Origin of the sequence: Pedobacter psychrotolerans (assembly GCF_004340665.1) — a bacterium.
GTDB classification, from domain to species: Bacteria; Bacteroidota; Bacteroidia; order Sphingobacteriales; family Sphingobacteriaceae; genus Pedobacter; species Pedobacter psychrotolerans.
Map to the genome: position 1 here is coordinate 314630 of NZ_SLWO01000002.1, position 15244 is coordinate 329873.

General features: G+C 41.0%; 7 protein-coding genes. 1 reads left to right on the plus strand and 6 read right to left on the minus strand.

The window, feature by feature from the left end; all coding sequences use genetic code 11:
* Window positions 1-14: 14 nt before the first annotated feature.
* The 6 genes from EV200_RS05080 to EV200_RS05105 form a co-directional block, all read right to left on the minus strand.
* Window positions 15-2534 carry a glycoside hydrolase family 95 protein gene (locus EV200_RS05080; RefSeq protein WP_229676771.1) on the minus strand — a complete coding sequence of 840 codons (2520 nt, stop codon included), beginning with the start codon at window positions 2532-2534 and terminating at the stop codon, window positions 15-17.
* Window positions 2534-4477, minus strand: coding sequence for an alpha/beta hydrolase-fold protein (locus tag EV200_RS05085; protein WP_132529856.1), 1944 nt, complete (start codon window positions 4475-4477; stop codon window positions 2534-2536). Before EV200_RS05085 ends, EV200_RS05080 begins: the two co-directional genes overlap by 1 nt.
* A gap of 51 nt (window positions 4478-4528) precedes the next feature.
* Entirely contained in the window at window positions 4529-5497 is a 969-nt protein-coding gene (locus tag EV200_RS05090; protein ID WP_132529858.1) for a glycoside hydrolase family 43 protein, read from the minus strand.
* Window positions 5498-5700: 203 nt separating this feature from the next.
* The gene (locus tag EV200_RS05095; RefSeq protein ID WP_132529860.1) at window positions 5701-6576 is read right to left on the minus strand and encodes a sialate O-acetylesterase; all 876 of its coding nucleotides are present in this window, start codon (window positions 6574-6576) and stop codon (window positions 5701-5703) included.
* Window positions 6577-6845: 269 nt separating this feature from the next.
* The gene (locus EV200_RS05100) at window positions 6846-8786 is read right to left on the minus strand and encodes a sialate O-acetylesterase (protein WP_132529862.1); all 1941 of its coding nucleotides are present in this window, start codon (window positions 8784-8786) and stop codon (window positions 6846-6848) included.
* 485 nt (window positions 8787-9271) lie between these two features.
* Window positions 9272-13354, minus strand: coding sequence for a hybrid sensor histidine kinase/response regulator transcription factor (locus EV200_RS05105; protein ID WP_165877862.1), 4083 nt, complete (start codon window positions 13352-13354; stop codon window positions 9272-9274).
* Window positions 13355-14042: 688 nt separating this feature from the next.
* Here EV200_RS05105 and EV200_RS05110 point away from each other — a divergent pair.
* Window positions 14043-15131, plus strand: a complete 1089-nt coding sequence (locus EV200_RS05110; RefSeq protein WP_229676772.1) for an endo-1,4-beta-xylanase — start codon at window positions 14043-14045, stop codon at window positions 15129-15131.
* The last annotated feature ends 113 nt before the right edge of the window (window positions 15132-15244 follow it).

Here is a 15244-nt window from a genome sequence, read left to right on the forward strand (position 1 = left end):
GTTTACTGGAATGATCATTTTAATAAAAGCGTATAAGATTTTCCCGCAACCGTCGGAATATCATATAAAAATGTTTTCTGCAAAACCGGATCAGCGGTTATTGCATTTTCAGAAAGCAGGGCATCAGGTGTTTTTGCTACGGTGTAAAATACATTTGGGTTGTTGCCTTTTGCAGGCTTAAGAATAACCCCTTTGCCTTTCAGCTGATTAGGCACACGGATACGCAGGTTGCAACCGATGGTAGATCTAATCACCACTTTGTTCAATTTGCCATCTGCCCAAACCATTTCCTGCACTTCAAAACCTCCCCTTGCCCGAAGGCCTTTTACCATTCCTTTCTTTTTCCATACATCAGGAAGTGCAGGTAACAGATGCAGGGCTTCATCAGCACTTTGCATCATCATTTCGGTAATTCCGGAGGTACAGCCAAAGTTTCCATCGATCTGAAAGGGCGGATGTGCATCAAAAAGGTTATTGTAAGTTCCACCTCCGCCTGGATTTACACCTAACGGAGTAAGCTGATTTTGAATGAGTTGATAGGCGTGGTTGCCATCCTGCATCCTTGCCCACCAGTTGATTTTCCAGCCCATGCTCCATCCGGTAGAGACATCACCCCGCTGCAAAAGCGTATTTTTTGCTGCCGAAAAAAGCAAAGGCGTTCGGTAAGGTGAAATCTGATTGGAAGGAAACAATCCGTACAGATGTGAGATATGGCGATGCTTATCATTTGGACTATCAATATCATCCAGCCACTCCTGCAATTGCCCGTATTTACCTATGTGCATGGGCGGTAATTGCGCCCGCATTTTAAACAAACTATCACTGAAAGTTTCATCTACATTCAGGATTTTTGCAGCCTGAATAACGGAAGAAAAAACATCAAACACGATCTGGTTATCCATGGTTGTTCCGGCATCAATCGAAGAACCACCATGTGCCTTCGGGGCGTTTTCGGGAGAAGTTCCCGGATTAACCACCAGCCATTTATATTTTGGATGAACCACCAGAAAATCTTTGTAGAAAAGTGCTGCACCCTTCAAAATGGGATAGACTGTTTTCAGGTAATTTTTATCGCCATTATAGAGGTAATGTTGCCATAAATGCTGACTTGTCCATCCTCCACCTGCATTCCAGATGCCCCAGAAAGCACCATCAACCGGGCCTGTACTTCTCCAGATGTCTGTGTTATGATGGGCTACCCAACCCCTAGCGTCATACATGTTTTTCGCCGTTATAGCTCCTGTAGCCGCAAGTTCCTTTACCATTTTAAGAAAAGGCTCATGTAATTCGGATAGATTGGTCGGCTCTGCAGGCCAGTAATTCATTTGTGCATTTATATTGATGGTATATTTACTGTCCCAGGCGGGATAGAGTTTATCATTCCAGATGCCTTGCAAATTTGCAGGTTGTCCGCCAGGTTGCGAAGAACTGATCAATAAATAACGCCCAAACTGATAGTAAAGCGTTACAAAAGCGGGATCATCAACATTCCTGAAATTTGTCAATCGCTGATCGGTAGGCAATGTCGCGGCCTTGGTTGTTCCCAAATCCAGCTGGACCCTGTTAAAATATTTTTGATATGCAGCAACATGCGTACTTAACAGATTTTCATATGATTTGGAGCTTGCTTTCTTCAGATAATCAGCGACCCTGGCAGCCTCATCTCCACTTACATCAAGATAATTATTAAAATTGGTGGCGATGGAAATGTAAATGGTTACTGCATTGGCATCTTTTACCGTGATGCTGCTGTCAGAAGTGGTTATGTTGCCGCCTTCATTTTTAAACCGGCTCATGACATTGTATTTCACCATCCCTTTTACGCCCTCATGGTCACTCGAAATGCCTTCCATCATCAGGTCTTTTTCGGCAGAAGTTTGAATAGAAACCTTTTTATGTGGTGTGGTATAGGCTGCCGTAAAGGAAATCTGTCCAGGTTTGTTCGCTGTTAAGCGCATCACAATGACACGGTTGCCAAACGCAGCAAAAGCCGTCCGCGTGTAAGTTACCCCATCAACACTATAGCTGGTTTTGGCAATTGCCTTTTCCAAATCCAATTCCCGATGGTAGTTTTTGTATTCTTTTTGACCAGAAAAGCGGAGTTCGAGATTACCCGCTGGCTGGAAGATTTGTCCGGAAGATTTTTTCCCAAACATCACTTTATTGGCCAGGTTTTCGGCTGCTTTGTGCTTTCCATCAAAAATTAACTGTCTGATTTCTGGCAGCGCATTAAGGGTTTCCGGTACATCATTCTGGTACGGACCACCGCTCCAAAGCGTATGTTCATTGAGTTTGAGGATTTCCTTTTCTACATTTCCATAAACCATTGCACCCAGCACGCCATTTCCCAAAGGGAGGGCGTTTTCCCAAACATTCCCTGCAGGCTGTTCATACCAAAGCTTTAATTTAGTCGCTTCGGCCTGCTGGGCTTTCAATAGCGAAGTTGACGCTATAGAAAAAACCACCATTAAAATCAGTGCAGCACGTACCTTTTTGGTAAATTTTATCGACATGTGTAATAAAGGAAAATCCATTATTTAAACAATAAAGCAGAAAATTGGTACAAATTATTGCGCCATACCGGCCAGGTATGTCCGCCAGGATATTCCTGGTAAGTATATTTGATCTCCAGGTTTTTAAGTTTATCCATCATGGTCTTGCAATTGTTATAGGCGATATCTTCCTTGCCACCCATTGAAATCCAGAATTGTTTCAGGTTGGTATTGATTTTTTCACGGTTGTTTTTCATAAACTCATATTGTGCGTCCGCTACTTCATTCTGGCGTCCAACAATCCAGCCCGAACTAAATACGCCCAGATAGGCAAAATCGTTTGTGTTTCTAACGCCTGTGTAAAGCGTATGCATTCCACCCATTGATAAGCCAGCTAAGGCCCGGTTTGCAGCATCAGCTTTAATGCGGTAAGTTTTTTCAACCAGTGGGATGATCACTTCTTTCAGTTCAGATTCGAATGTTTTCAATCCACTTTCAGCGAAAGCAGAAACACCAACGTTGGCATCTGGCATCACAATGAGCATGGGTTTTGCCTTTTGAGCAGCAATGAGGTTATCCAGAATCAGATCTGTTTTTCCCTGGTTTGCCCATCCTGTTTCATCTTCCCCTCCACCGTGAAGTATGTAAAGTACAGGATATTTTTCATTGGTATTGGCATCATAACCCGGTGGCGTGTACACATAAAATTGTCGCCAAGAATTGGTAATCTTCGAAAAATATTTTTTGATGCGGATATCGCCATGTGGTACATCTTTCAAGGCATAATAAGCTCCGCCAGCAAATGGAATTTCAATTCCGCTGGCCATTCTGCCCATTCCGTAATAGGTTTTACTGGCAGGATCAGCTATCGGAACACCATCAATAATCAGCGAATAATAATGAAAACCTTCACCGATAGAATCGGTTGTGGCCGTCCACTTTCCCTGATTATCCTTCACCATATCGTATTTTTTACCTAAATCGACTTGTACCTTCTGGGCATCAGGAGCGGAAACACTAAACATCACGCGTTGGTTATCCAGAATCTGCGGATATTTATTTGACCCAATATTAGTAGAAGCCGGAACGCCCGATACTGGATATTTAGAAAAGTTAGAAGTATCAACAGGCTTAAAGATCAGCTGCGAAAACATATATAAACCATCTTTCCATACTTTAAAATCGTGTACGCCAGGTTCAATGAAATAGATGTGCGGCACTTCATTTTTAAGCAGGTAATCATGTGCACGTTTACTAAAGCTGACCAGGTTGTCGCTTGCGCCACAAGAAATGAAAAGCAGTTTTAATTGTTCTTTTGCTTTTTTTGGATCAGGTACCAGTTCCTGAGGTAGTTTGGTATTGGGTGCAGATGAAAAACCACCCACCCAGGCAAATTTATCCAGATTGCCTAAACCAAAGTTGAGGGATTGTCCACCACCCATTGATAAGCCTGCAATTGCCCTGTGCTCGCGGTCTTTGTACACGCTTAATTTCTTCTCCACATATGGAATGAGATCATTCAGTAAATCTTTTTCAAAGTTGGCAAAAGCCTCCACTTTGTCTTTCGCCATGATGTTGCCCGTTGCCCGGTCATCCTTCATCGCCCTTCCATTAGGCATCACCACGATCATGGGTTCTATTTTTCCGGCCGCATAGAGGTTGTCGAGAATTACTTGTGGTTTCCCACCCCTGAACCATTCTTTTTCATCGCCTCCAATCCCATGCAACAGGTACAAAACAGGATATTTTTTATTTTTTGCATAGCCCGGTGGCGTGTACACCAAAGCCCGGCGATTGTTTCCAACCGTTTTAGAAGCATAAGTGAGGGTATCGATTTTCCCATGTGGGATATTGGGTTTTTCTACATCAAACTCCGGCGGACCTGGTGTTACAACACCTTGTGAGAAAGCCTGAAAAGTAAATAGTGTTGAGATTCCAAAGAACAAGGCTAAATGGAATGGTGAAGGTTTAAACAATTTAATCATATTTGGTTATGTTAATTTAAAGTTATCTCGTTTATCATTTATACGACCTATTTAGCGTTTACCAACCGCGGCAACACCTTCAGTGGTTTGTATGATCTTCTGAATCGTACCATCCTGATTATAATGCATATAGTCGATACAAATGGACCGCCTGTAACTTCCACCCGTTGACAATGTACCGTTATGGTAGAAAAAATAAGATTTTCCTTTAAAATCTACAATCCCCGGATGCGTAGTAAAACTATTGGGTACGTTTTCCTGAATAATTCCTTTGTACTCCCAAGGCCCCTGCAGACTTTTAGCCATACTATATTCAATCATTTCGGGTTTGGTACCTACCCCCGCATAAACCAGATAATAATTTCCCTTTCTCTTATAAACCCACGGTCCTTCTATATAGTTTTTAATATCCAATACCGTAATTGGCCCATCCAGTTCAGTCATGTTTTTTTTAAGCTTTACACTTTTGCAACTGCCGTTTCCCCAGAAAAGATAAGCCTGCCCATCGTCATCAACAAATACAGTAGGATCGATATCATCCCATCCGTGCTTTTTATCTTTGGTCATTTCATTGGTGATCAAGGCTTTGCCAATTGCATCTTTAAATGGTCCTGTCGGACTATCGGATACTGCCACTCCAATGGCCATTCCACCTCCACTTTCCGCATTTTTTTTATGCCCTGTTGATACATACCAATAAAATTTACCATCACGTTGAATACATTGAGCCGCATAGGCATCTCCCTCTGCCCATGCAAATGTTTTCGGTGAAAGCAAGGTACCATGGTCTTTCCAATCGACCATATTTTGAGAGGAAAATACATGCCAGTCGGGCATTTTGTAATTGGTGTCTTTTACCGTAGCGGTATCATGCCCGGTATATAAATAAACGGTATTTTTATATACGATTGGTGCCGGATCAGCTGTGAAAATATCTTTAATGATGGGATTCTGAGCCTTCATGCTGGTTTGCATTGAACAAATGAGCGCAATTAAAATAATCAGGTTACGGGATTTCATATATTTAGTATTTGGTTAGTTTGGTTCATTTATTTCACAGTCAGCTTTTGCCCTCGGTAAGCGATGATGCTGTTGGTGCTGTTTTTTTATCGAAGTTTTATTATCGATAAAGACAATTTTGAAGACTCTGTTTTTTAAATCATCAGGGTAGATTCCCACCCGCTTCTCGATGTTCAATAAATGCGCCTTTTCGTTAAAAACTTCTATCTGGTTTTCTTTGATCCATTTAATATAGAAAGCATTTCTACTGCGTATCGCTTTCCTAGTTCGCGATACCCTGCTGCGTTAAAATGGAGTTTATCAGCAGCAACGGTACAACCTTTAGAGGAGATCACATGCGCACTTGGAATGGTTTGAGGCAACTTTGCGATGATGTTATTCATGCTTGCGCAAACGCCACCCTGATCTGCATTGACTACTTCGCCAGCAAGTAAAGGCACGTTATTGGCTTTAAGACTGAGGTCTTTCAGTAAATTATCATACACGCCCTTTACTTTATTTACCCATAAGCTGTCACCAGTATTCGATTCTCCCTGATGAAGCAGAATGCCTTTGATTACGCCTTTTTTCTGCGCTTCTTTTGCAAGACTGAGCAAACGACCATAAGGATTGCCATCATATTGTTTTAGCATGCCTTTCATCCATTCTGGTGCCTTAGCGGTATAGGAAGGATAATTTTCTTTATCGAATAATTCAATTTTGCATCCCCCAACAGCAACTATGATTACTCCTACACGAACTTTTTTGGGAAGTTCAGCAACCATCGTACGTCCGAAATAATCAACAGGCGTTAAGCCAGTATTGCAACGGGTTAAAGGCGGAACAGCAGTGTACCATTGATTCATTTCCCGCTTCAGATCCGGGCAATTTACGGCCTGCATCACCTGAAATCGTGGATTAACCTGAACGGTGTCCTGTGGTTCAAAACGGGCATTACCTTCCATATTCGACTGGCCCAGGCAAAGGTAAATATGAAAATTAGTGTCTTGTGCGTAGGAGACTGATGGAGCCAAAAATGCAAAAATAAATGCTAAACTGGTAAACGCTAAAATTCTGGTTAGAAGTTTTTTGTAATTCATCCTCATAAATTTGTATTTAAGAGGGCATACCTTATATTGAACCACCTATAAATTATCGATGATGCAATCAGGAATACCGCAGGATAAAACTAGGTGATACGCTTATTCCAGACGGGAAGTTTTGATGATTATTATAGAAAATATGTTTACCAGCTATTATCTGAAGTAACGCTTTGGATACAATTTATCTTTAAGTTAGATCTTCGGTGAAAATAAGGAAAGTCTTTGTTTCAAAAGGTCTTCAATTAATAGGACGGCTTTTAGTCAAGCTACCTGTCAGTACGAAATGGCGAGGCCGGAAGGTTTTCTATATTATACAAATTTGGATTGACAGGATTATCTGCCCAGGCATAACGGACATACATTGGTTTAGTAATTTGAGGAGAATGCACAATCACCTGATTGCCTTTAATTTCTGCGATAGCCCATACAAATTTTTTGTCTGCTCCGGCGATTTCAAATTGAGAGAGTGACTCACCATCACGTGTTTTCAGTCCTGATCCAATATGTTCAAAACTGACGATGATCTTGTTACCTTCAATAGTCGAGGACTTATAAATTGGCCCGGAATAAACGAGATTTTTCTCTCCGTAGCTTAATCGTTTAGCAATCAATGCCAGGCGTTCGCCAACATCCTTTTTATCATCCGGATGGATGTCGTTCCATTCGCCCAGGTCAATTGTAACCGCCATTCCGGTATTCGGTACTTTAAGTGTTTCCAGTGCAGCTTCCCTTAACATAGCCCATGCACTTTCTCCAGGCTGATAGCGCATATCGCCATAATTTGGCAATTGAACATAATAAAATGGAAGATCTCGTCTTTTAAATTGCGCTCGCCAGTTCTGAATCAGTGCAGGCAATAACTTTTTATAAGTCAAGGCATTGCCTACATTACTTTCTCCCTGATACCATAATACCCCTTTTATGCCGTACTGAACAACGGGGGCAATCATGGCATTATAAAGTGCGGTCGGTTGTGCTTGCTCTTGAATGCGGAATGGCCCGCCTCTAAATGCTGGGCGATAGGCTTCTCCTACTTTATACTGCCATTCTCCCTTTAAGTCGATAGATTGTTGATTGGCTTGGAGTGAGTAAGGCTTATCGGGTACAAAACCGCCCTTTCCATTTGAATTTTCAACCCGAATCACCAGGATATTTTTGCCAGGCTTTAATATTCCAGCTGGAACAGTATATCTCCTTTGAGGATATTGATAACCGGTTGAACCAATGAGTGTTCCATTGATGTAAAAGCGGTCGGCATCTACAATTCTTCCCATTTGGATGAAAGCAGGAACAGCTACCATAGCAGCGGGGATTTCTATTTCCTTTCTGAACCAGACTACTCCGTCCAAATCTCTCATGCCCTGGTCTTCCCAATAACCAGGAACGTAAAACTTACGCCAACCTTTCGGCTGATATTGTAGATCAAACCATTTAATTGCTTCCAGCATACCTTTGTCCGCACTCGTTGCAGGTGGGGATTGGCTGGCATCAGCTAGTTTGTTAATTTTATTAACGGCTGCGCTGTCTTTATTGCGTTCGATGATTTTGCGCACTTCTTCCAAGTCCTTCAATCCATCTTCGCCTGTCCAGGCTTCTATTGTGGTTCCGCCTACACTTGAATTGATGATGCCGATGGGTATTTTTTGTTCCTGGTAAATTTTGCGTGCAAAGAAATAGGCTACTGCCGAAAAATCATTTATTCCTTCTTTGGTGGCGGGTTTCCAACTGCTTTTTGGAAGATCTTCAGATGGTCCTTTTAAATTAGTGGTTGTGGGCACCCAGAATTGCCGAATCTGCGGATAATTTGCCGAAGCGATATCTTGTGCATAGGTGATATTATGCACCTTCAGCTGGTGCACCATATTCGATTGCCCAGTGCACAGCCATACATCGCCAAAAAGAATATCTTTCAACACCACTTTATTTTTCCCTGAAAATTCCATCGTATAAGGTCCGCCAGCTTTCATGGCCGGAAGATTGATCAGCCATTTTTCATCAGCGCCTGTTTTAGTGCTCCATTTTTTCCCGTTGAATTGCAGTACAATTTGCTCTCCTGGTGAAGCCCAACCCCATATTTTTAAAGGGACATCTCTTTGCAGAATCATGCTGTCGCAGATGATATGGGGCAATCTGATTTGGGCATTTCCCAACAAAGCGACACAGAAAATAAGGTGTAGAGAGAGTAAAATGCGCTTGATCTGGCTCATAGGATAATTGGTTACGTCAAATTTAGTTTAATTGCCTAAGCCTATGAAGTAGATTTGAATAAAAAGGTGTGATAAATGTTTAGGTTACCCCCCAATCCGCCTAGCAGCACCTTTCTCTATATGCCTGCGCTCGTTTCCAAACGAGTGCGTAATAGTTCTGCGATTTTATCGCTAGAATGTTAATTTCGTGATGAGGTATGAATATTTCACTTACAGCGTTTAAACGCTTTTCTATTCCATGCTCGTTTGGAAACGAGCGTGAGCGAAATAATAAATCCTTTTTCCAAAGATCTCTCAGTTTCGCTACGCTCCAATCGAGAGGACGATCGTTGAGTAATTAACCCCTATCCGCCTAGCGGCACCTTTCCCCTGAAATGGAAAGGGCGATAAAAAAAATAAATTCCGCCTCGACAATCGTCATTCCGACCGCAGTGGAGGAATCTTTGAACCAAGCGAACAAGTCTACCTCTGAGAGAGGACAAACGTTATTTATCCTTTATCATATGATCCTCCAACTTCCGTTTCAAGTTCATATACTCAGAAGGCTGCATGTTGTATTTAGCCTTGAAAGATTTGGCGAAATAATTCGGGGTGGCAAAACCAACCATATAAGCAATCTGCGACACATTTAAATCGCTCTTCTCCAGCAATACGGTTGCTTTATCCAGCTTCACCGAACGGATATACTCCACTGGCGAAAGACCTGTTAACTCTAAAATCTTGTGGTAAAGCGAACCCCTGCTCATACCCACATGTTTACTCAAATCCTCTACTGATAGCTTTGGATTATTCAGGTTTTCTTCGATGTATAATGCCACCTTATTCAGCAAACGGTTACTATGCGATTCGATCAACACCCCCGGTGCCTGAACTTTGATCTGCTTGGTATAAGTATCCCGTAACCTTTGATTTAAAGCCAGCAGATTTTTAATCTTCGCATGTAGAATTTCGAAATTAAATGGTTTGGTGAGGTAATCATTTGCACCTGTTTCCAATCCTTTGATCTGCTCTTCTTCGCCCGTTAAGGCCGTTAATAAAATAACCGGGATATGGTTCGTACGTTTGTCCGATTTCAACTTTTTACACAATTCAATCCCGTTCATGTACGGCATATTAATGTCGCTCACAATGATTTGCGGATGGTTGGCCAATGCTTTTTGCCACCCTTCCTGACCATTACAAGCTTCATGCACCTTGAAAGATGACTTCAATCCATCCTTCAGGTAAAACCTGAAATCTTCGTTATCTTCTATCAACAAAATAGAAGGAATTTCTGATCCCGGGGTTTGAACTATTGCTTCATCAACCTTTTCTTCAACAGCCTCCACAGCGGCAGGATCAGAGAAATCTATCGTCAGCTCTTCCGAAAATTCAGCTTCAGTAAAAGGCAGTTCGATGATAAAAGTACTGCCCGTTCCCGGTTCACTTTGTACGGTAATATCGCCTCCATGCAGTTTCACAAACTCTTTGGCAATTGATAAACCGATGCCACTCCCCTGATTTAAAATAGGGGCAATTCCATCGGCTTGAAAGAAACGTTCAAAGATTCTCTGCTGATCAGCTTCGGTGATGCCAATACCAGTATCGGCCACTTTAATGATCAAGGCTGATTGACCACTTCCTGCTGAAGATTCCTTTTTTTCCAGTTCAACGGAAATAGCACCTCCTAGAGAAGTAAATTTAAAAGCATTAGACAACAAGTTAAAAAGTACCCGTTCTATTTTATCCTGATCGAAAGCCGCATTGAAATACCGCAACTGACTTTTAAAAATAAGCTGAATTTGTTTCCGTTCACTCAGGTCATTGAAAGATTCCAGCACATCCTTTATAAAAGCCACAATATCCGTTTCCGAACGGTCTAACCTCAGCTCATGATCTTCAATTTTTCTAAAATCAAGAATCTGGTTCACCAGGTTGAGTAAACGTTTGGTATTGCGTTTAATCATTCCTAGTGGTGCCGCTATTTTACTGTCTTTTTCTTCCGTAATCAGTTTATCCACCGGACCCATAATAAGTGAAAGCGGTGTCCGGAACTCATGACTGAGGTTGGTAAGGAATTTTATTTTCAGTTTATCCAGTTCCCGCAACCTCTCGGCTTCCTGCCTTTCCTGTACCCTGCGCTGATCAGCCTTCATTTTCTCCTGAACCACAGCAAATTTTCTTTTCAATTTCAAAATGCCTCGGTGGCGAATAAATAACAGGGTTCCTGCAACCAGAACAACATAAAAAATATAGGCATAAATGCTTCGCCAGAATGGTGGTCTAACATGAATGCGGATAGACGTTTCGGCGGTATTCCACAAACCATCATTGTTACTGGCTTTAACATGAAATACATAATCACCTGGGTCGAGATTGGTATAAGAAACCAATTTAGCTGAGCCGGCATTGATCCATTCATTATCAAAACCCTCTAAACGATAGGAATAGCGATTTTGCTCTGGCGCGGTATAATTCACACTCACATAACTCAATGTGAAGCTTTGTTTGTAATCCAGATAAATGTCTTTCGCAACCGATATATCCTCCTGAATCGGCCCATCTTCGGCAGGAAGAACAGAAGTGTTGGAGATTTTCAAATCGGTAAAAAGTACCGAAGGCAGGTTTTTATTCTTTTTAAAATACTGTGGATTGAAATAGTTAAAGCCATCCGCACCGCCGAAATAAATTTCCCCTTCAGGAGTAGAAAGACCAGCACCACCCACAAAATTGTTGTTTTGCACCCCGTTGTAAATGGTATAGTTGGTAAAAGTATGGCGCTTGCGATCAAAACTGCTGATGCCCTTATTCGTACTCACCCAAATCCGACCTTGCTTATCTTCTTCAATGGCATAAACGGTGGCATTGTTCAGGCCTTCTTTCTCGCCGTAGGTGGTAAATTGTTTGGTTACGCGGTTGTACAAACTCAATCCACCACTAAAAGTTCCTATCCATAAATCGCCGGCATGATCTTTTAGTATGGATAAAGCTAAATCGTTAGGAAGATTATTTTTAATCTTATTTAATACGGAGAACTTTTTCTCCGCCTGGTTGAAAACAGCAATCCCTGAACCATATGTACCTATCCAGATATTTCCGGCAGGATCTTCTTCAATAAAACGGATAAAATTATTACCCGGATAATCTACTTCATTAATGGCTTTGGGGTTTTTGCAATATTTAATAATGGCTTTATGATCTGCATCCAATACATTCACCCCACCACCATTGGTACCTACCCAGATCTTCCCAAAACGGTCTTCTTTAATGCAGAAAATGTCGTTTGAATTTAAAGCATCGGCTCGCAGACCTTGTTTGTACTGCTGCAATTTTTTGGTAGCCAGATCCATCACCACCAGGCCATTGGAATAGGTACCCATATACAACTTATTTTGGCGGGTAAGTTGCAGCGCCATAATGGAAATGTTGTTTAAAGCACTTCCATCAGGCAGGCCAGCATTAAAGCGTTGCACCAGTTCCGTTTTGCGGTTAAACAAATTTAACCCACCCCCATCAGTACCTACAAATATGCCATCATTATACATGGCAAAGGAAGTAACGATCGAACCATTTAGACCGCTTTGATCTAAAACATTGCTTTGCTTTAAATGAAAAAGATTCAGGTTGGTATCATATTTACAGATTCCACCGCGGTAAGGACCAAGCCAGTATATTCCGGCATCATCAATATAAATGCAACTAATGGATTTGCCGGTGAGGCTATAATTATCCCTCGAATCAGGCTTGTATCTAGACATCTGACCGTTCTTAATGTCCAGAACATTCAGCCCATCTTCGGTACCAATCCAAAGTTGGTTATTTTGATCAACAGCCAGACTTCTGATACCATCATTTATTAATGTATTTAAATCACCTCTTTTACTTTTTAGTGATTTGAATCCTTTTCCTTCCGGAAGTAACATGCTCAGGCCATTTCTGGTACCAAACCAGATGTTTCCAGATTTATCTTCTACAATTGAGGATACCGAATTATCACAAAGGCTAGACGGATCGGAAGGATTATGCTGAAATAATTTAAAAGAATTTGTTGCCCTTTGGTATAAATAAATGCCATTACTGGAGCCTACCCAGATTCTACGTTTACTATCTTCAATCAGGCAATTAAACGTGAGCGCAGGGAAAGAACCCCTTGGATTAAACTGGCGGAGGTGATTTTTAATTTTTCCGCTTTTAGGATCGAGTTCATCAATGCCGTTGAAAGTAGCAATCCAAACCTTTCCGGTATAATCATTGCAAATGGATCGGATAATATCACTGCTCAGGGTATTTGCCTGGTTGGCAGGATAAGTAATAAATTTATTCTTCTTCCGGTTATATAAGCTGAGCGAACCACCCGAAGTACCAATCCAAAGATTTCCAGATTTGTCTTCATGTAAGGTTCGAATATCATTCGACTGGATTCCGGTAGAGTCATCTGATTTATATCGGTACACCGTAAAGTTGCTCCCATCAAACTTATTTAATCCATCTTCAGTAGCAAACCACATTAATCCATAATGATCTTTAAGAATCGCATTAACGGTATTGGAAGAAAGCCCATCTCTGATTTGAAGAGAGGTAAAATTCATTTTTTGCCCCTGTGCCCATCCTGATCTAACCGAAAAGACCAGAAAAAGAATACAGAAAAAAGCATTTAAAACAACGCGGTTCAGCATGATGATTAGATCAATATTTTTTACTCAGGTTAGCTGTAGAATTAAAACCGTAGACAGTTCCTTTTTCAATACAGTTATCCAAAGTAAACAGGTCAAGTTAGATAACTTGCCTATTTGGTGATGATTTGGTTAAAGGCACCAATTTATATAAAATTTACCAGTACAGCGAATCATATCTGGATTTCGCTATGGCAGATCAAAAATAATGTTCATTTACAATCGGTTAAGCGGTGCTAACTTTATTAAAAAGGCGTTTATAAACTGTATTTAACAACGGGCTGATCAAAGCCTTTTGCAGTGGTGTTTTAATAGGTATCATATTTGGTTATGGATAAACTTTACGCCAGAATAAAATCCGACAATACTGGAATGTAAAGTTAATTGAAATCAAAACCGTAAATGGAGATTATTGTTAAAAGTGCTGTAACAGATGTTCAATTACGACTGAAATGGTGATAAAAATCCACCCTGCAAAAATATTTAAACTACAAATATTGATGTCACACGATGTAATTCAGAACATTTGTAGCCTTTATTTAGCGATACGAACACCCGTTAAGATCAAAATGTGGCGAATTTGCAAATCCAAAAGAAACCAGATATGATAAAAAGGAATGCTATTATGATGTGCGTTGTGCTCCTCATAATTACTTGCACAATAGTTACCGCTTTTAAACCCCTGCCCCTTACTACAAAAGGCTTAAAAGATTATTATCAAAATTACTTTCCGATTGGTGTTGCCGTTACCCCTCACGATTTAACAGGAGCCAACCGCGAATTGGTACTCAATCAGTTTAACAGTGTTACCGCAGAAAACGCCATGAAAATGGGGCCTATCCATCCCACCGAAAATGAATACAACTGGAAAATAGGAGATTCGATAGCCACTTTTGCACGCAATAACCATTTAAAAATGAGGGGGCATTGCCTGGTTTGGTATAGCCAAACGCCACGCTGGTTATTTAAAGATGAGCAAGGCAATACCGTAACTAAAGAAGTATTACTTGGAAGATTAAAAGAACATATCCACACGGTTGTAAACCACTACAAAAAGGATATTTATGCCTGGGATGTGGTTAATGAAGTAATTGCTGACGATTCTACCTATTTCCGCAATTCGCAATTGTATAAAATAGCTGGAGAAGATTTTGTGGAAATGGCGTTCCGCTATGCCCATGAAGCCGATCCTAAAGCCCGTTTGTTTTACAATGATTACAATACCGAACAACCTAAAAAACGGGATAAGATTTATAAAATGCTGAAAGCCTTATTGGCCAAAGGTGTACCCATTCATGGTGTGGGCTTACAAGGACATTGGTCGTTAAGCCAGCCAAGCCGCTCCGAACTAGAAAAATCCATCACCATGTTTGCCAGCCTGGGTTTAGATATACAGATTACTGAATTGGATGTTTCCGTTTATGCAGGCAATCAGGGCGGTCAGCTCATTCAGAATGCAGCGCAAAATGCTAAAGCAGAATTTACACCAGAAATGGAATCCCGCCAGCTTGAACAATACAAAATGATCTTCGAAGTATTGAGGAAATACAAGAAAAACATCACTGGAGTCACTTTTTGGAATCTTTCTGACCGGTACACTTGGCTGGATGGGCGTGGCAAAAAAAATTATCCACTATTATTTGACACTGAGCTAAAACCAAAGAAAGCATTCTACGAAGTAACAAAATTTTAATCTACCTTCTTAAATAGCAATCACTTCGCAATAAAGCAACAATAAGCAGTATTCAAAATACCTAAAATTAACGATAACCAAAATAAGCCCAAAGTAGTGAATGGGTTAAAAAT

Coding starts and splice junctions, on each gene's coding strand:
- EV200_RS05100 (WP_132529862.1), bottom strand. CDS start 8,786: ATGAGCCAGATCAAGCGCATTTTACTCTCTCTACACCTTATTTTCTGT.
- EV200_RS05085 (WP_132529856.1), bottom strand. CDS start 4,477: ATGATTAAATTGTTTAAACCTTCACCATTCCATTTAGCCTTGTTCTTT.
- EV200_RS05110 (WP_229676772.1), top strand. CDS start 14,043: ATGATAAAAAGGAATGCTATTATGATGTGCGTTGTGCTCCTCATAATT.
- EV200_RS05090 (WP_132529858.1), bottom strand. CDS start 5,497: ATGAAATCCCGTAACCTGATTATTTTAATTGCGCTCATTTGTTCAATG.
- EV200_RS05080 (WP_229676771.1), bottom strand. CDS start 2,534: ATGGATTTTCCTTTATTACACATGTCGATAAAATTTACCAAAAAGGTA.
- EV200_RS05105 (WP_165877862.1), bottom strand. CDS start 13,354: ATGAATTTTACCTCTCTTCAAATCAGAGATGGGCTTTCTTCCAATACC.
- EV200_RS05095 (WP_132529860.1), bottom strand. CDS start 6,576: ATGAATTACAAAAAACTTCTAACCAGAATTTTAGCGTTTACCAGTTTA.